The 18,259-nt window shown below is 71.2% G+C and carries 13 protein-coding genes and 1 tRNA gene; 4 read left to right on the forward strand and 10 right to left on the reverse strand.

Features of this window, described 5'->3' with window-relative positions; all coding sequences use genetic code 11:
- Nucleotides 1-3 precede the first annotated feature (3 nt).
- Complete coding sequence (locus ACYQ77_RS34475) at nt 4-774, forward strand: GNAT family N-acetyltransferase (RefSeq protein WP_459719053.1); 771 nt, start codon at nt 4-6, stop codon at nt 772-774.
- Here the strand turns inward: ACYQ77_RS34475 and ACYQ77_RS34480 are convergent.
- The gene (locus ACYQ77_RS34480) at nt 771-1,289 is read right to left on the reverse strand and encodes a gamma carbonic anhydrase family protein (RefSeq protein WP_459719056.1); all 519 of its coding nucleotides are present in this window, start codon (nt 1,287-1,289) and stop codon (nt 771-773) included. The two genes, ACYQ77_RS34475 and ACYQ77_RS34480, sit on opposite strands and share 4 nt — an antisense overlap.
- A gap of 21 nt (nt 1,290-1,310) precedes the next feature.
- Entirely contained in the window at nt 1,311-2,363 is a 1,053-nt protein-coding gene (locus tag ACYQ77_RS34485; RefSeq protein WP_459719059.1) for a threonine aldolase family protein, read from the reverse strand.
- Between the two features lie 29 nt (nt 2,364-2,392).
- Here ACYQ77_RS34485 and ACYQ77_RS34490 point away from each other — a divergent pair, with 29 nt between their 5' ends.
- Together ACYQ77_RS34490 and ACYQ77_RS34495 are read left to right on the forward strand one after the other, a co-directional pair.
- Nucleotides 2,393-2,917: an HD domain-containing protein gene (locus ACYQ77_RS34490; protein WP_459719061.1), complete on the forward strand. Its 525-nt coding sequence runs from the start codon at nt 2,393-2,395 to the stop codon at nt 2,915-2,917.
- A 70-nt stretch (nt 2,918-2,987) separates the two neighbouring features.
- Nucleotides 2,988-3,425, forward strand: coding sequence for a DUF2690 domain-containing protein (locus ACYQ77_RS34495; protein ID WP_459719063.1), 438 nt, complete (start codon nt 2,988-2,990; stop codon nt 3,423-3,425).
- Nucleotides 3,426-3,522: 97 nt separating this feature from the next.
- Here the strand turns inward: ACYQ77_RS34495 and ACYQ77_RS34500 are convergent.
- Nucleotides 3,523-3,599: transfer RNA gene (locus ACYQ77_RS34500), tRNA-Thr, on the reverse strand.
- Between the two features lie 103 nt (nt 3,600-3,702).
- Here ACYQ77_RS34500 and ACYQ77_RS34505 point away from each other — a divergent pair.
- Nucleotides 3,703-5,709: a hypothetical protein gene (locus ACYQ77_RS34505; RefSeq protein WP_459719066.1), complete on the forward strand. Its 2,007-nt coding sequence runs from the start codon at nt 3,703-3,705 to the stop codon at nt 5,707-5,709.
- A 281-nt stretch (nt 5,710-5,990) separates the two neighbouring features.
- Here ACYQ77_RS34505 and ACYQ77_RS34510 read toward each other — a convergent pair whose 3' ends face one another.
- The 7 genes from ACYQ77_RS34510 to ACYQ77_RS34540 all read right to left on the reverse strand — a co-directional run bounded on the left by ACYQ77_RS34510 (nt 5,991) and on the right by ACYQ77_RS34540 (nt 17,179).
- Nucleotides 5,991-7,187 (reverse strand): DNA polymerase III subunit delta', encoded by a 1,197-nt coding sequence (locus tag ACYQ77_RS34510; RefSeq protein WP_459719068.1) that lies wholly within the window; start codon nt 7,185-7,187, stop codon nt 5,991-5,993.
- Nucleotides 7,188-7,207: 20 nt separating this feature from the next.
- A complete protein-coding gene (locus ACYQ77_RS34515; RefSeq protein ID WP_459719071.1) occupies nt 7,208-9,340 on the reverse strand; it encodes a bifunctional MFS transporter/dTMP kinase in 2,133 nt (710 codons plus the stop codon).
- A gap of 107 nt (nt 9,341-9,447) precedes the next feature.
- Nucleotides 9,448-9,975 (reverse strand): hypothetical protein, encoded by a 528-nt coding sequence (locus tag ACYQ77_RS34520; protein WP_459719072.1) that lies wholly within the window; start codon nt 9,973-9,975, stop codon nt 9,448-9,450.
- A 53-nt stretch (nt 9,976-10,028) separates the two neighbouring features.
- Nucleotides 10,029-11,228, reverse strand: coding sequence for a hypothetical protein (locus tag ACYQ77_RS34525; RefSeq protein WP_459719075.1), 1,200 nt, complete (start codon nt 11,226-11,228; stop codon nt 10,029-10,031).
- A gap of 41 nt (nt 11,229-11,269) precedes the next feature.
- Entirely contained in the window at nt 11,270-14,047 is a 2,778-nt protein-coding gene (topA, locus tag ACYQ77_RS34530) for a type I DNA topoisomerase (RefSeq protein ID WP_459719077.1), read from the reverse strand.
- Between the two features lie 132 nt (nt 14,048-14,179).
- Complete coding sequence (locus ACYQ77_RS34535; protein WP_459719080.1) at nt 14,180-14,779, reverse strand: hypothetical protein; 600 nt, start codon at nt 14,777-14,779, stop codon at nt 14,180-14,182.
- A gap of 102 nt (nt 14,780-14,881) precedes the next feature.
- Nucleotides 14,882-17,179: a sodium-translocating pyrophosphatase gene (locus tag ACYQ77_RS34540; RefSeq protein ID WP_459719083.1), complete on the reverse strand. Its 2,298-nt coding sequence runs from the start codon at nt 17,177-17,179 to the stop codon at nt 14,882-14,884.
- Nucleotides 17,180-18,259 lie beyond the last annotated feature (1,080 nt).

Genomic DNA, 18,259 nt, shown 5'->3' on the forward strand with positions numbered 1-18,259 from the left:
GCCATGGAGAACGCGGCCGCGCTCGCGGCATTCGACGCGCAGTTGCGCAATGTCGTACGACCGACGCTCGACGGCGGCCGGTTCGAGCGCGCCGGGTCGGTGATCCGCTGCCTCAGCCCCGCCGAGGACGGCTGGTCGGGGGTCGAGTGGTCCGACCTGAACGAGTCGACCGCGGACGACGTGATCGCCGAGCAGATCCGGTACTTCACCTCGCGGGGCCGTGACTTCGAGTGGAAGTACTACGCCTACGACCGCCCAGCCGACCTGCCGGAGCGCCTGCTCAAGGCCGGTCTCGTGCCCGGCGAGGAGGAGGCGCTGATGGTCGCGGACGTCGCGGACGTGCCCGAGATCCCCGCACCGGAGGGCATCCGGCTCGTCACCGTGTCCGATGAGGACGGCCTGCGGCAGGTGAAGGCCGTGCACGACACGGTGTTCGGCGGCGACCACGGCCCGATGATCGACAGCATGCGGGAGCGGATCCCGTCCGGCGCGGTCGCGCCCGTGCTCGCGCTGGCGGGTGACGAGCCGGTGTGCGCCGCCCGCGTCGACTTCCACGTGGGCACCGACTTCGCGAGCCTGTGGGGCGGCGGCACGCTCCCCGAGTGGCGCGGCAAGGGCATCTACCGCGCGCTGGTGAGCCTCCGCACGAAGCTCGCCGCCGAACGCGGCTACCGCTACCTGCGCACGGACGCGCTGCCGACGAGCCGCCCGATCCTCGAGAAGCTCGGCTTCGTGCGCCTCACCGCCACCGTCCCCTACACGCTGCCCAGCTAGACGGGCTCGACGCCGTCCCGGTGCCTGCGCGCGAGGTCGCGGTAGATCTCCTGGTTGTGGTCGACCCACATCTTCGCGGTGCCGACGAGCGGCAGGAACTTCTTCGCCGGTGACCCGACGGCGACCGTCTCGCCGGGCACCTCGGTGCCGGGCGCGACGGTCGACCCGGCCGCGATCAGCGCGCGCGACCCGATCACGGCGCCGTCGAGCACGGTCGAACCGTTGCCCACCAGGGCTTCCGCGCCGATCGTGCAGTCGTGCACGAGGCACAGGTGCCCGATGGTGGCGCCGGGCCCGACCTCGCACACGCCGTTGCCGACGTGGATGACGGAGTTGTCCTGCACGTTCGCGCCCTCGCGGATCACGATCGCACCGAAGTCCGCGCGGATCACCACGCCGTACCAGACGGACGCACCCGCCTCGACCGTCACATCACCGATGAGCGTGGCAGTCGGCGCGATCCACGCGTCCGGGTGAACGACCGGCGACTTGCCTTCGAAGGAGAACAGGGGCACCCGGCTACCGTAATGCGCCGCTCACGAGGCACGACGCACGACGTCCGCGAACAGGGCGGCCACCTCGTCCGGCGAGAACCCCATCGTGTGCTCACCGACGGTGAACTCCACTCGACACCGATCGGGCCACGACTCGGCACCCACACGCCGGAACATGCGCACGCCCAGTTCCTCCGCGATCGCCGTGCCCGCGGCCTCGGCGGCGGCGGGCGGCACCGGCAGCAGGATGTGGCACATCGGCGTGTGCGGCGGGTTCGGCAGCACGTCGACCACGCCACGTGCCGTGAGCGCCGCGGCGATGGCGACGGCGTGGTCGCGGAAGGCGGCCATCCTCGGCAGGACCTCGTCGAGCCCCACCATGGCGGCGAGCGCGAGCGGCCAGGCGTCGGGGATCGCGCCGCCGAGCCTGCGCCGCCAGACGTCGGCGTGCTCGATGGTGGCCTCGTCCCCGGCGAGCACCGCGCCGCGGACACCTTCGAGTCCCTTGTAGAGCGACACGTAGACGGTGTCGAACAGCGCGGCGATCTCGGCGTGCGGCCGGCCGTAGAACGGCTGCGACTCCCACAGCCGGGCACCGTCGAGGTGCACGGCCGCGCCGCGGTCACGGGCCCAGGCGACCTGCGCGGACAGCTCTTCCCAGGTGGGCAGGAAGCCGCCGATCTCCCGCTGCGGCAGCTCGATGAGCAGCGCACCGACGGGTTCCTTGACGTCGTCGAGGTCCGCGCGGGTCAGCGTCCGGTACCGCTCGCCGGCCGGCTGGAACCCCAGCCCGTGCACGACGGCGTACCCGCGCTGCTCCCACAGGTCGAGGTGGTTGGCGGGGTGCGCGGTGAAGGCGTGCCTGCCGGTGCGTTCGGCGTGGATGCGCAGCGCGACCTGCTGCGCCATCGTGCCGGTGGGGAAGAACAACGCACGCGGCTTGCCGAGCAGCCCGGCGATCCGCCGCTCCAGCGCGGCGACCGGCTCGTCCGGCATGGTGCCGGGCGACACCGCGTCGAGCATCCGCCGCAGCACGAAGTGCGGCAGCCGGCGCGGCGGCCCGTACGCGCCGAGGGACCGCTGAACACCGCTCATCGACTGCTCCCCTGACCTAGGCTCGGCGCATGCCGCGCACGTTCTCGGCCGCCGACGAGTGGCCGCCGGGTCTCGAGGAGGCGGTCACGTTCGCGGTCCGCTGGCACGCCGGCCAGACCAGGCCGGCGGGTGAACCGTACGTCGAACACCTGAAGGAGGCCACGGCGTTTCTGGCGTACGGCGCGGGCGTCACCGACCCGGTGCTGTGGCGCGCGGCCGTCCTGCACGACGTCGTCGAGGACACCGACTGCACGCTGGCGGAGGTCCGCGACACGTTCGGCGCGGAGGTGGCAACCCTGGTCGACTGGGTCACGAAGGGCGACGACCGGGCGGCCTACCTCGCCCGTCTCCGCTCGGCCCCGGTCGAGGCGCTGCTGGTGAAGCTGGCGGACCGGGCGAGCAACGTCCAGCGGCTGGACACCCACCCACGCCCGGAGAAGCAGCGCACGTACTACGCGGAGACGGTCCGGTCGATCGTGCCGCTGTCGGTGGCGCACCCGTGGTTCGCGGAGTGGTACGCCGAGTGGCAGCGGGAGTTCGCACACCTCGCCTGAACGGGCTGCGGCATCATCCGTAATTCTGCGGAGCAATTCATCAAACAGGCAACTGTTCGTAAACGAATACATGCGACGACTGAGCATCGCGTTGTTTGTTGGCCTGCTGGCGCTGACCAGCGGTGTCCTCGTGGCCCAGCCCGCTTCGGCCGCCCTCGGCGACTGGTATTACGACGGCCGGGACCCGACCGCCACCGGCTGCGTCAACGACGCGCGGACGATCGATTCCAAAGCGGTCGGCGGCGGCGCCACGATTTATCTGCGCTACAGCCCGTCCTGTCGAACCACGTGGGCGCGTATCACCGGGGCTGCCACGCGCACGGCTGATCGCGCAGGCGGTTCCGCGCTGATCTACCGCGAACAGGACGGCGCCGGAATCCGGTGTTACACCGGAAGCGGCACCGCGTGCTCCACCAACATGGTTTACGACGGTGGCTTCACCTCGCACGCAACGGGCACGAACGACGTCGGCTGGACCATTTACCGAGCAACGACGATCTCCTACTGATCATCGAGGCCCCGCATCGTCCCCACCGGCAGGGCGCGGTCCACCCGGACATGAATCAGGCCCCGTCCACTTCCATGGACGGGGCCTGACCCTCACCTGGAGCCGCCTAAGGGAATCGAACCCTTGACCTGCTCATTACGAGTGAGCCGCTCTGGCCGACTGAGCTAAGGCGGCGAGGTGGTCATAGTGTAACCGGCGCCCCAGCGTCACCCGCACACCACCTCCCTCGTTACGTAGTTGCTGGTGGTGGCACTGGTCGCAGTCGAGGAGGATGCCGATGCGCGGACGGTCGCAGGTCGCGACGGCGGTGGGGCTTGCCGCGGTGGTCCTTGGGCTTGCCGCCATGCCCGCGGCGGCTCAGCCGACCACGCCGATCCCCACGCCGACGAACCCCGAGTCGCCCGGGATGTCCTCGCCGGTCGGGGCGGTGCCGCCGGGGCACGCGGTCGGGGACGCCGGGACCGGGCTCGGGATCCTGCGGATCCTGCCGAACTCGACGCCGACGAAGGCGATCGTGCCCGGCATGGCGGACAAGCTGCCCAAGCAGTCGGCCGCCGAGCTCGGGTTGGGGCTCGCGTCCGCGCAGGTCAACTCCGAGGCGTACCTGTCGTTCGAGCGGTCGATCGCGCAGGCCGCGCCGGGCGGGATCGCCATCCAGGGTGGCAGCCCGCAGGCGCCGGGCGCGCTGTCGCAGACCGCGTCGCCGGACAACCCGAAGCCCATCCACAACGGGCTGGCGCTGCCGTCGTCACCACTGGACGCGCTCGTCCGCGCCGGTGCGCTCACCGGTCAGGTGCACGCGCGGTGGAGCGACACCGCCGGCCCCTGTGTGGGGACGATCGCCGACGCGTCCACCGAGATCGCGAGCCTCTCGCTGCTCAACGCGATCCCCACGCTGCCGTCGACGCCCGACCTCACCGGCGTGTTCGACGCCCCCAAGCTCGACGCGAACGCCGACAAGACCCTGATCGACGGCATCAAGAAGCTCCCCGGGCCGCTCTCCACCCTGGGCGGCGCGCTGTCCGGCAAGGCGACCGCCGACGGGGCGGGCTCGCTGATCAGCCTGCCGAACACGTTGTCCGCGCGGTCGGTCGTGCGGCTCGTCGACATCCCCGGCTCGCCGAACAAGGCGGTGCAGTCGACGTCGACGATGCAGGTCGCGGCGCTGAAGCTGCTCGCGGGCACGCCGTTCGAGCTGACCGTCCGCGTCGTCAGCCAGCCGACGCTGCAGGTCACGTCCACGGGCGACGAGAAGACGTCGACTGTGAAGTACACCGCGCCGGTGCTGGCGGTCGAGCAGGGCGGGAAGGTGCTCGGCCGGCTCGACGCGGCCAACCCGAAGTTCGACATCCCCATCGGCATCCCGCTCGGGCAGAGTGCGCCGACGCTGCCGATCATCGGTGACCTGCTCGCGAACGGGCAGAAGGTGACGGACGCGCTGCACCGCATCGACCTGGGTGTCATCCGGCTCGGCGTGGCGCAGCTCGACCAGCGCGGCACGGCCATGACGACGCCGTTCAAGGGCTTCCAGCTGGGTGCCACGGCGCGGATGCTGGACGTGCAGGTGCTGCCGACGCAGGCGCTCGGCCTGCCGAACCTGCCGTCGGCGCTGGCGCAGGTCGCGCTCGGCGAGCAGATCGCGCGGGCGTACGCCCCGACCGGCGGGGTCGTGTGCCGGACGTCGGAGCAGCCGGTCCCGCCGCCGACGCCGAAGCCGCAGGGCAGGGCGCCGATGGAGCTGGCCTACACGACGATGGCGTACAAGACGATCCCGCTGTTCTGGACCGGGACGGCGATGCTGCTGATCGGCGTGGTCATCGTGGCGGCGCTGCCGACGTTGCGCTCACCGCGGGCGTTCGCGCCTGCCGGGCCGCGCGGCACGGGAGACGCGCCGGACGGTCCTCCCACGCCGAAGGACGCGCAGTCCTCGGCGGAAACCACCGAGGCGACCGCTGCGGAGGCGGAGGCTGCCGAGGCCGAGCCGGAGCAGCCGACCGCGGCGGAGACGAGCGGCACGACCGAGGCGGAGGCCACCGACCTGGAAGCTGCCGAGGCTGAGCCGGAGAAGTCGGCCACCGAAGCGACGACCGGCGAAGCCGAGGCCGAGAGGCCCACAGCGGAAACACCCGAGGCCGGAGCGGCAGCGGAGAGCACCGAGGCTGCATCACCCGCAAAGGCCGACGCGGAAGGCGCGGAGCCCGAGGTGGAAGCCGCCGAAGCGACGCCAAGCGACTCGAAGGCCTCCGGCGAAGCCGAGGAGAAGCCCGGCAAAACCGACAAGTGAATCCGGCTGAGCCGGCCCTCGGGCGGGGCCGGCTTGGCCTCCGGCCCCCTCGAACCACGCTACGCCATGGGTACGACACTGAGCGCCGGGTGATCGCGAGTTGTCCACAGGTGGCGAGGTTGTCCACAGGCCTCGTCCACAGGCGTTCGCGCATGCTTACCTGCTGATCAGTGGCCTCCGCGCAGCGGCGCCACCAGCGCAGGAACGCCAGCCTGTGGATAACTTCGCCGGAATTGTCGTACCCCGCCAGTACGCTGGAAACCGGGGGCCGGAGGCCGCCCTCAGCCGTAATGCAGTGCCGTCAGCATCGCCTCTATGGCGATCCTCGGCTTCACGTTCAGCTCCATCGCCTCGCGGCACGCCAGCACGGCCTCCAGCCGCCGCAGTGTCGACTCCTGCGTCCACGCGCCCGCCGCCTGCCGGGCGTCGCGCTCGCGGTCCGGGTGGTTGAGCCTCGCCCCGCTGCCCGACGACAGCACCAGCACGTCCCGGTAGAACCCGGCCAGGTCCACCAGCGCCAGGTCGATCGCGTCGCGCTGGGTCCGGGTCGCGCGGCTCTTCTGGCGGCGCTCCAGCTCCTTGAGTGCCGCCGCGCTGCCGCGGGTGGCCGTCGCCGCGCCCTTGCCGGTGCCGCCGTGGCCCATGGCGGTCTTCAGCGCTTCCTTCTCCGCCTCGTCGCGGGTGCCGCTGACCTCGTTGGCGTCCGCCTCGGCCGCCTTCACCAGGTCGTCCGCGCAGTCGAAGACGTCCGACAGCCTGCGCAGGTTCAGGGGGATCCGCAGCACCGACTCGCGGCGGGCGCGTGCCGCCTCGTCCCTCGCCAGGCGCCGTGCCCTGCCGACGTGGCCGCCGCACACGGACGCCGCCCACGTCGCCATGTCGGGGGCGACGCCGTCGCGGGACACCAGGACCTCCGCGATCGCCGACGGCGACGGGGTGCGCAGCCCCAGGTGGCGGCACCGCGACCGGATGGTCACCGGCACGTCCTCCGGGTGGTCCGACGGCGCGGCCAGCAGGAACACCGTGCGCTCCGGCGGTTCCTCGACTGCCTTCAGCAGCGCGTTCGCGGCGCCTTCCGTCAGCCGGTCGGCGTCGGTGATGATGACGACCTGCCAGCGCGCACCCGTCGGCCGCTTCGCCGCGACCTGGACCAGCGAGCGCATCTCGGCGACGGAGATCGACAGGCCTTCCGGCACGACCACGTGCACGTCCGCGTGGGTGCCCGCCATGGTCGTCCGGCAGCCCGCGCACGCACCGCAGCCCGTGCCCGTCTCACATTGCAACGCTGCCGCGAACGCCTTCGCCGCCACCGACCTGCCGGAGCCGGGCGGCCCGGTGAACAGCCACGCGTGCGCCACCGCCGAGGTCGGGCCACCGCCGAACGTGCCGTCGACGATCGACGCCGCCGCTGCCGCCGACGCCGTCAGCACCTCGACGGCTTCCGGCTGCCCGACCACCTGCGACCACACGGTGCCCACAGCGCCTCCGACCAGACCGACTACGTGGCCCGGGCCTCGCTCGCCCGGGCCTCCACCGGAGCGAGGCTATCGCCCGGCAGCAGGCTCGCGGTCCTGCGCCCGGCCAGTGCGGTCTGCACGGCGATCCGCACGCGCACCGCGACCTGCTCCGGCGTGCCGTCCGCGTCCACCACCACGTACCGGTCCGGGTCCGCCGACGCCATCTCGGTCAGCACGCGCTGCACCTGCCAGTGGTCGGTCGTCGACGACTTCCTCGGCTGGGTCGCGTCGAGCGTGCTCGGGTCGCGGTCCAGCAGGATCGTGACGTCCGGGCGCAGCCGGGCGGTCGCCCAGTCCGCGAGCCCTTCCAGCTCCGCCGGGTCGAGGCCGGCAGCGGCGGACAGGTGCGCGAGCGGGCTGTCGACGAACCGCTCCATGACGACCAGCGCGCCGCGGTCGAGCGCGGGCCGGATCTGCCGCTCCACGATGTCCGCGCGCACGGCGGCCGCGACCAGCGCGTGCGCCCGCGCACCGGACAGCTGCGCGCCTGCCAGCACCGCCCGCAGCCGCTCGTCGTCGAGCGTCGGGTCGGTGGCCAGCAGCACCTCCTTGGCGCCCGGCCGCTTCAGCCAGTCGGCGAGCAGGTGCGCCTGCACCGACGTGTCGGCTGCGCGGTCGCCTTCGACGGCGACCAGCAGGCCGGTCGAGCGGCGCGGCTTGCCGCGGATCGCGTTGAGCAGGTCGGCGAGGATCGGCTCGGTGCGCCGGTCGTCCATCTGCCGGTACGCGATCACGCCGACCAGCGCGGCGATCAACCCGGCGCCGAGCAGCACGGGCCGGGTGCCGTCGATGGTCATCGAACGGCCCCACACCAGCACGGTGTGCGGCTGCACCAGGCCGACGAGCAGCGGCGTCAACGCCAGCGCGCCGGCCAGGATGACCTTCATCAGCGCCTGGTAGATCGCGTTGATGCGGCCGCGGATCGCGTCCTCGATCTGCGTGCCGATGATCGTCACACCGGTCAGGAACGCCGCGCCCGCGCACGCGCCGACGATCATCACGGTGATCAGCGAGACGAACAGGTGCGGCGACACGGCCACGAGGACCAGCATGATGCCGGCCAGCACGATCGCGATGCCGAACAGCCGGTTGTGCGGCAGCCGCCGCGCGAGCTTCGGCGACCCGGCCATGCCGGTGGCGAGCCCGATGAACATGGCCACGATGAGCAGGCCGAACGCCGACGCGCCACCGCGGAGGCTGGACGCGTACAGGTTCGCCGACGCGATCAGCGCGCCGGCCGCGGCGAACGCGCCGACCATGCCGACGAGCAGGCCGCGGACGAGCGGTGTGGTGCGCACGAACCGGCCCGCGTCGCGGACCATCGCGCCGAAGCCGAGCCGCTCGCCCGACTCCTCGGCGGCCTTCTTCTCCGCCTTGCGCGCCTGCGCGAGCGGGGTGTCGCGGCTGGACAGCTCCGGGATGCGGGTCGCGATGAGCAGCGCGCTCGTCAGGTACAGCGCGCCGATGACCACCACGATGATCTTCGCCATGCCGAAGCCCTCGGGGTCCGGCTGGATGTTGAGGTTCGTGGTGATGCCGGTGATGATCGCGTAGAGGCCGGCGCCGGTGATGGCGGCGATGCCGTACGTCATCACCAGCCCGAGCTGGGCGGCGGTCTCGACCTGGTCGGAGCGGCGCAGCAGGTTCGGCACCGCGGCGTCCTTGGACGGGATCCACATCATCGAGCAGCAGCCGATGAAGAAGTTCGCGATGAACAGCCACACCGGGGAGCCGACGACGGCGATCGACACGAACAGCGCGCAGCGCAGGACGTCGCAGATCACCATGACCTTGCGGCGGTCGAACCGGTCGGCGAGCAGGCCGCCGAGCGGGGCGAACAGCAAGCCGGGCAGCAGCTGGGTGAGGACGACGCCGGCGAACGCGAAGCTCTGCGCCGAGTAGTAGCCGTCGGTCATCTTGGTGACCAGGCTGGTCAGCGCAAGCAGTGACAGCCAGTCACCAATGCTGCACAGGTAGGTGACACCCCAGAGTCTGCGGAACCCCCTGATCGCGAGCACACTCCGCGCACGGTGTGTGATGGAAGCATTGGACTCGGCCAGCGGCCTGGTGCCGCCGTCCTGTTCTGCGCTCGCGCCCCCGATGATGCCAGCCACCCCATCTCCAACCCGCCCGCGCGTTCAGGGTAACCGGGACACGCGTACGGCCGCCCACTCGGCCGCGCGCGTAAGGTAACGCGGCCAAGCTGAGAGTGCTGAGGGTTTCAGCCGAACAACGACGAGATCGTGTCGATCAGGCTGGCCAGCATCACGATGACGAGCACCCCGATCACCAGCAGTAACAGCACGACCGCCGCGATGCCCGGCGAGAACGACGGTCTCCGCAGCGGGCGCGGCGGCACACCGCGCTGCAGCGGGATGCGCGCGGCGGGGATCGCGGGGATCCCGACCGGCGGGGTGGGCAGCGGTGGCGCGGTCTCGGCGGCGATCGCGGGGCCGACGCCCTCACCGCCGTCGCCCGCGTCCGGGTCGTTGGCGCCCAGGTTCTCCGGGGCGGGCGGTGGCTCGACCATCCCAGCGGGTGGGAGCCCGATCATCAGCTCGGAGTCCTCGTCGAGCACCGACGCCATGGCCTCGCGGACCTTGTCGATGTCGGGTGCCGCGGGCTCGACCACCCGGACCCGCACGGCCTCGGCGTCGTACTTACCGCCGGTGACCAGGCCGGACAGCGGATCTGACATCAGCGGCGGCGGCCCGGGGTCCTGGGTGCCGTCGTGATTCCAGCTCGCCATGTCGTCCACTCCCTGCGCTACCTGTCGGTGACGTACCGCATCTACCTACCAGACTAAGAGTCTTCACCCCGCCGGGCGAGATAAACCTGACGCGCGGCAAGAGAGACGCGAACGTCGTCCAAGAGCGGCTCGAAGAAGGCGACGCGGTAGTTGTCGTCGGTGGCGGCGGACGCGGCGAAGTACAGGCCGGAGAACGCGGCGAGGAACAGCGACACGTGCACGAGCGCGCGCGGCAGCGGCAGGGCGATGCCGAACAGCGTGCCCTGGACTTTCGAGGCGCCGTCGCCGAGCCACGCGTCGATCACCGGACCGTTGATGGCGAGCGCGCCGAGCGCGATGAGCACGCAGAACACCAGCACGCTGAGCACGAGGATCTGCAGCAGCTGTGCGACGAACAGCACGAGTGTGATGTTCACCCGTTCCCTGCGGCCGAGCGGGAGCGGGGTGATCGGCGGGCCGTCGACGGCGGTCGCGAGCGGCGTGCCGGACAGCAGGCCCGCGAGGTTGCCGAGCTGCTCGCCCGCCACCTTGTCGATCATGACCCGGAGTTCCTCGTCGAGCCGGACCACCATGAACAGGACCGCGAGCACCGCGAACGCGGCCACGACGAGCCACAGCCGCCAGCGCGGCAGACCGTCGGCGATCTGCCACATCTCGGTCGAGAAGAACGCGAAGATGATCACCAGCACCAGCAGCGGCAGCGCCTTCGTGGCCATCCGGCCGACCGTGCCCAGCTCGGCGATGGCCTTGCGCAGCCCCCACGCGACGATCGAACCGGCGCCGACCCAGACGGCGAACAGCATCAGCAACGTCACACCGACGGTGATCGTGATCGACACCCACAGCTGCGACCGCAGCCCGGCCCACACCTCGCCGACCGGCAGCACGACCACGTTCAGCAGCAGCACGACCCTGGCCAGCACCCACCGGCCGCGCCGCGACAACGCCCGCATCCACCGCGACGCGCCCCAGCCCGCGACGAACGGCACCACCACGGCCGCGACGATCACCGCCAGCAGCACGAACACGTACGCGGTGTTCGCCATGCGCCGCTCGAGCTCCGCCTCCGGCACGTCCAGCAGCCGGGTGACGACCGTGATCAACGGGTCGATGATCATGACGAACACCAGCGCGGGCACGGAACGCTGCAGCAACCGCGACCCGCGCTCGTCGCTGCGCACCACGAGCGGCAGCCCGCGCCACCGGAACCACGCCTCAACAGCCCGCCTGTCGAAGCCTTCCGTCACCTGCATCCGTCCCCCTCACCCGCTGCGGTGGTCGGGACGGTATCCAACTACGACTTGGGCTTGGCGGGTGCCTTCTTCGCGGGCGCCTTCTTGGCCGCGGTCTTGGTGGCCGTGCTCTTGCGGGTGGTGCGCTTGGGCGCCGGGCCCTTCGCGCGCTTCTCCGCCAGCAGCTCCGCCGCCCGCTCGTCGGTGAGCGTCTCGACGCTGTCGGTCTTGCGCAGCGACGCGTTGAACTCACCGTCGGTGACGTACGGGCCGAAGCGGCCGTCCTTGACCACCATGGGCTTGCCGGACACCGGGTCGTTGCCCAGCTCCTTGAGCGGCGGCGCGGACGCGGCGGCCTGGCGACCGCGGCGCTTCGGCTCCGAGTAGATCTTCAGCGCCTCGTCGAGGGTGACCGTGAAGATGTCGTCCTCGTGCGCGAGCGACCGGGAGTCCGTGCCCTTCTTCAGGTACGGGCCGTAGCGGCCGTTCTGCGCGGTGATCTCCTCGCCGCTGCTCGGGTCGGTGCCGACCACGCGGGGCAGCGACAGCAGCTTGAGCGCGTCGTCGAGCGTGACCGACTCGATGGACATCGACTTGAACAGCGAGCCGGTGCGCGGCTTCGCCTTCTTCGCCTTGGCGTCCGCCGGCTCGGGCAGCACCTCGGTCACGTACGGGCCGAAGCGGCCCTCCTTCGCCACGATCTCGTGCCCGGTCACCGGGTCCGTGCCCAGCGAGCGGCCCTCGACCGGGGTCGCGAACAGCTTCTCGGCGATCTCCAGCGTCAGCTCGTCCGGCGGCAGGTCCTCCGGCAGGTTCGCCCGCTGCGGGTTGTCCGCGCCGTCGGGGCCGTCGCCGTCGCGCTCCAGGTAGGGGCCGTAGCGGCCGACGCGGACGACGATCGAGCGGTTCTGCTCGTCGGTGAACAGCGGGATCGAGTTGATCTCGCGGGCGTCGATGGTGTCGACGCCGGAGCCGACCAGCTTCTTCAACCCGCCGGTGTGCGCGACCGAGCCCTCCGGGCCCACGTCACCACCGAAGTAGAAGCCGGACAGCCACGTGGTGCGCTGCTGCTCACCGGCGGCGATGCGGTCCAGCTCGTCTTCCATGGCGGCCGTGAAGTCGTAGTCCACGAGCCTGCCGAAGTGCCGTTCCAGCAGCCCGACCACCGAGAACGCGATCCAGGACGGGACCAGCGCGGAGCCCTTCTTCCACACGTAGCCGCGGTCCTGGATGGTGTTGATGATCGACGCGTACGTCGACGGGCGGCCGATGCCCAGCTCCTCGAGGGCCTTGACCAGGCTCGGCTCGGTGTAGCGGGGCGGCGGCGACGTGGTGTGGCCGTCCGGGTTCAGCTCGGTCGCGGTGACGCCCTGGTCCTTGACCAGCTGCGGCAGCCTGCGCTCGGCGTCGTCGGCCTCGCCGCCCTCCTCGGTGTCCACGGTCTCGACGTAGGCGCGGAGGAAGCCGGGGAACGTGATCGTGCGGCCGGACGCGGCGAACGTGCACTCCTCGCCGGACGCGGCCGTGCCGACGATCCGGACGCTCATGGTGGTGCCGCGCGCGTCGGCCATCTGGGAGGCGACCGTGCGCTGCCAGATCAGCTCGTACAGGCGGAACTCGTCGGACTCCAGCTCACCGGCGACCTGGCCGGGGGTGCGGAACACCTCACCGGCGGGGCGGATCGCCTCGTGCGCCTCCTGCGCGTTCTTCACCTTGCGGGTGTACTGGCGCGGCTGCGGCGACACGTACGCGTCGCCGTACAGCTCACGGGCCTGCGCACGGGCCGCCGCGATCGCCGTCTCGGACAGCGTCGTGGAGTCGGTACGCATGTAGGTGATGTAGCCGTTCTCGTACAGCCGCTGCGCGACGCGCATGGTGCGGTCGGAGCCGAAGCGCAGCTTGCGGCCGGCCTCCTGCTGCAGCGTGGACGTCATGAACGGCGCGTACGGGCGGCGGGTGTACGGCTTCTCCTCGACGCTCGCGACCCGCATCTCCGAGCCGGTCAGCGCGTCGGCGAGACGGCGGGCGTCGGCCTCGTCGAGGCGGAGCACGGTGTTCTTGAGCTGGCCGTCCGGGCCGAAGTCGCGGCCGGTGGCGAGCTTGTTGCCGTCGACGGCGACCAGGCGGGCGCCGAAGTTGCGCGGCTCGGCGTCCGCACCGGCGTCGAGCTTCGCGGAGATGTCCCAGTACGAGGCGGGGACGAACTTCATCCGCTCCCGCTCGCGGTCCACGACGATGCGCGTGGCGACCGACTGCACGCGGCCCGCGGACAGACCACGGGTGATCTTCTTCCACAGGACCGGGCTGACCTCGTAGCCGTACAGGCGGTCGAGGATGCGGCGGGTCTCCTGCGCGTCCACCAGGTCCTGGTCCAGCGCACGCGTGTTCTCCGCGGCGGCGCGGATCGCGGGCTCGGTGATCTCGTGGAACACCATCCGGCGGACGGGGACCTTCGGCTTGAGCGCCTCGAGCAGGTGCCACGCGATGGCCTCGCCCTCGCGGTCACCGTCTGTCGCCAGGTAGAGCTCGTCGACGGTCTTCAGCGCTTCCTTCAGCTCGGTGACGGTCGACTTCTTGTCCGGCGTGACGATGTAGATCGGCTCGAAGCCGTTGTCGACGTTCACACCGAGGTTCGACCACGACTCGCCCTTGTACTTCGCGGGCACCTCGGCCGCCTTGCGGGGCAGGTCGCGGATGTGCCCGCGCGAGGACTCCACGACGAAGTTCCGGCCGAGGTAGGAGGCGATCTTCCGCGCCTTGGCCGGCGACTCGACGATCACCAGCCGCCGCGGCTCGGCCCCCGCCGACCCGTTCTTCTTCGTCCCGTTAGACCCTGCCACGCCGTCCCGCTCTCTAGTCCGAGCTTGTTCTCAGCTCGCTAGTGTGCACGTTGCACACGGTGATACCTACCCCCAGGTGCCTCGCAGCACACTTTCGGCCGTAAGGCACAAACCGTTACCTGGGTAGCACGCCTAAGCGCTCTGACGCACCCTGGATACCGCGGGCCAGTGGTTTTCGGCCGTCACGGAGGGTGGCGTCCCGACCAGTTCCGCGAGCCTGCCAAGCCGTCGCCGACCGGAAATCCGCAGGCCCGGACCCTCGTCCCCGCCTGCGTGCAGGGTAGCGGGCAGCCCAGCGGTGGCAAGCGCCCCTCTCACCGTGTCGTAGATGCGCGGGGCTTCGGGGTCGAGCCGGAGGAGGTAACTCCCCGCGACCCACGTGCCCGCCGCGAGCACCCACAGACGTAATGCCCCGCCCGCCAGCGTCAGTCCGCTCGGGGCGAACTTCTCGCCTTCCTTCGTCCACTCCTCGGCCAGCGGCAGCAGGTCGGACCGGAAGGCGGTGCGCACCCCGTGCTCGCCGTCCTCGGTGACCATGTGCGTGCCGTCGATCGCCCGTTCGGCCAGTGCGCGCACCACCAGCCGCGCCCGCCACGGCTCGTCCACGCGGACGGTCAGGCGCGCGGCCGTCCTGGCGAACTCGGCGAGCTGGCCCTGGCAGCACAGCAGACCCGCCAGGTCACCGGGGGCCGGCCGGTTGGCCTCCGCGGAATAGAACGAGAGCTGCGCCACCCGGCCAAGGATAGAACAAGCGTTCGATCTCGGGAAGGGTGCTCCACAGACACGACAGTGGCCCGCCCCGGAAGTTCCGGGACGGGCCACTGGTCACACCACTCAGGCGGCGCCGTTGGAAACGGTCTCCGCCGGGTTCTCCGCGATCGCGGTGCCGCGACGCTTGGAGACGAACACCGCGACGACGATCAGCACGACCGCGACGACCGCGAAGACGGCGCGCAGCACGTCGTTCTCGCTCTCGCCGACGGTCAGCGTGACGATCGCCGGGGCGATCAGCAGCGAGACCAGGTTCATCACCTTGATCAGCGGGTTGATCGCCGGGCCCGCGGTGTCCTTGAACGGGTCACCCACGGTGTCGCCGATGACGGTCGCGGCGTGGGCCTCGGAGCCCTTGCCGCCGTGGTTGCCGTCCTCGACCAGCTTCTTGGCGTTGTCCCACGCGCCACCCGAGTTGGCCAGGAAGACGGCCATCAGGGTGCCGGTCGCGATCGCGCCGCCCAGGTAGCCGGCCAGCGGACCGGTGCCGAGACCGAAGCCGACGGCGATCGGGGCGAGCACCGCGAGCAGACCCGGGGTGGCCAGCTCACGCAGCGAGTCGCGGGTGCAGATGTCCACGACGCGGCCGTACTCGGGGCGGACGGTGCCGTCCATGATGCCGGGGTTGTCGTGGAACTGGCGGCGCACCTCGTACACCACGGCGCCCGCGGCCCGGGAGACCGCGTTGACCGCGAGACCCGAGAACATGAACACGACCGCGGCGCCGATGAGCACGCCGACGAGCACGTCCGGCGAGAACACGACGAAGTCGAGCAGCTCGAGCCCGCTCCGCGCGTCCGCCAGCGCCTCGGTGATCGCGTTCAAGTAGGAGCCGAACAGCGCGGTCGCGGCGAGCACCGCCGTCGCGATCGCGATGCCCTTCGTGATGGCCTTCGTGGTGTTGCCGACCGCGTCGAGCTCGGTCAGGATCGCCGCGCCCTCACCGTCCACGTCACCGGACATCTCGGCGATGCCCTGCGCGTTGTCGGAGACCGGGCCGAAGGTGTCCATGGCGACGATGACGCCGACCGTGGTGAGCAGGCCGCAACCGGCCAGCGCGACCGCGAACAGGGCCACGAACAGCGAACCGGACAGCAGGAACGCGCCGTAGACGGAGGCGCCGATGACGACCGCCGTGTAGACCGCGGACTCGAAACCGACCGAGATGCCGGACAGGATCACGGTGGCCGCACCGGTCAGCGACGACTTGCCCACGTCCTTGACCGGCTTGTACTCGGTGCCGGTGAAGTAGCCGGTCAGCCACAGGATGATGCCGGCGAGCACGATGCCGATGATCACCGCGACGGTGGCGATGACGGCCGGGTTGCCCGCCAGGTCCGCCTCGGCCGGGCCGTCGAGCTCGGAGAACGAGGACGGCAGGAAGACGAACGCCGCGATGGTGCACAGGATCGCCGAGATGATCGCGGAGATGTAGAACGACCGGTTGATCGCGGTCAGGCCGCTCTCCCCCGCCTTGGCCCGCGTGATGTACACACCGATCACGGCGGTGACGATGCCCAGCGCGGGCACGATCAGCGGGAACAGCAGGCCCTGCGCGCCGAACGCGGTGGAACCCAGGATCAGCGCGGCGACCAGGGTCACCGCGTAGGACTCGAACAGGTCCGCGGCCATGCCCGCGCAGTCACCCACGTTGTCACCGACGTTGTCGGCGATGGTGGCGGCGTTGCGCGGGTCGTCCTCGGGGATGTTCTGCTCGACCTTGCCGACCAGGTCGGCGCCCACGTCGGCGGCCTTGGTGAAGATGCCGCCGCCGACACGCATGAACATCGCGATCAGCGCGGCGCCGAAGCCGAAGCCCTCGAGGACCTTCGGTGCGTCACCCGCGTAGACGAGCACGACGATCGCGGCGCCGAACAGGCCGAGGCCGACAGTCGACATGCCGACCACGCCGCCGGTGCGGAACGCGACCCGCATCGCGGTCTCGCGCCCACCCTGCTCACGCGCGGCCGCCGCGACCCGCAGGTTCGCCTGCGTGGCCAGCCACATGCCGAGGTAGCCGATGGAGAACGAGAACACCGCACCGACGATGAAGAACAGCGATCGTCCGATGCGCTCGCCCCAGCCGTCCGCCGGGAGGAAGAACAGCAGGACGAAGACGATCACACCGAAGATCGACAACGTGTTCCGCTGCCGGCGCAGGTACGCGCCCGCGCCTTCCTGCACGGCCTTGGCGATGTCCTGCATCTTGGTGGTGCCCTGGCCCGCGGCCAGCACCTCCTTGAGCAGCACGTAACCAACGGCCAGGGCGGCGAGAGCGATCACGGCGACCACGACGACGATGCCGCGATCACCGCCGGTCAGCGTTGGACCGCCTTCCGCCGCTAGATACTGCCAGGACATCTGTCCTCCTGGGTCTGCCTGACGTGGCGCGTTTTCGCGATCGCCGAGGACCGCCGCAATCGTCCCGGTTGAGGACGCGTGCGCCACCAGGGGTATTTGATGGGACCGGCGGAGTCTATTGGTTGGACTGACTGCCTTCGCGGGGTGGCCTCCCAACTGCGGATACTCCGGATTCATGATCGATCAAGAGCATCGATACAGAAATGGCCGCGAATTCCCGGGGGCGCTCGTGCGGGCCAAACCTCGGTTGGGCCCTTGTGCCTGGGCCAGCGCGTGGTCGGCCTCCGCCCGTGGCCCCCGTCGCGGCGGCCACCCCACCTGGCGCTCCGCTGGCATCGCCGCCGATCAGCGTTCACCTCGGCCACCGCCACCTCGGTCGGGCTGGCATCCCCGCCTCGTCACCGCCGCCGGTCTCCGCTGACCTCCGCGCTCCCGGTCTCCACGCCTCGGCCATCGCTCCCTTGGCCTGCGCTTGGCACTGTCGCCCCCGGTCTCCGCCGCCCGAGCCTCCGGGCATCGCGCCCGCTCTCCGCAGCCTCGGGTCTGGCTGCGCCCTGTCTCCATCAGCGCCGCCCCAGCCACGGTCAGCACTGCCGCCCTGATCTACACCCGGCGACAGCCATCCCCTTCGTCCCAGTCATCACCCGCTCCGCCCGCCTCGGCCACCCGCCACCTCGGTCTCGCTGGCATCCCCGCCATGTGCCGCCCTGTGTCCGCCGCCCCGTCTGCCGTTCGCTCTCCGCCGCCCGCTCTCCCCTGGCATCGCTGCCCCGCTCTCCGCCGCCCCTATCCGCTGCATCACTGCCCCGCCCTTCGCCGCCGGTCTCCGCAGACATCTCTGCCCCCAACCTCCGCCGCCCGTCCCGCCCCGCCTCGGCCGCCCCCGTCCCAGCTCCACCGTCTCGGCCACGCCGCCCTCGTCTCCGCGGCCCCCGCTCTCCGCTGGCATTGCTGCCCAACCTCCGCCGCCCTGTCTCCGGCGGGCATCGGTGTCCCGACCTCCGCCGACCCGTCTGGCTGGCACTGCCGCCTCGGCTCCCGTCTGACCACCGCCCTGGTCTCCGTCAGTGCCGCTGCCCT

This window comes from Actinophytocola sp. KF-1, from assembly GCF_054661535.1.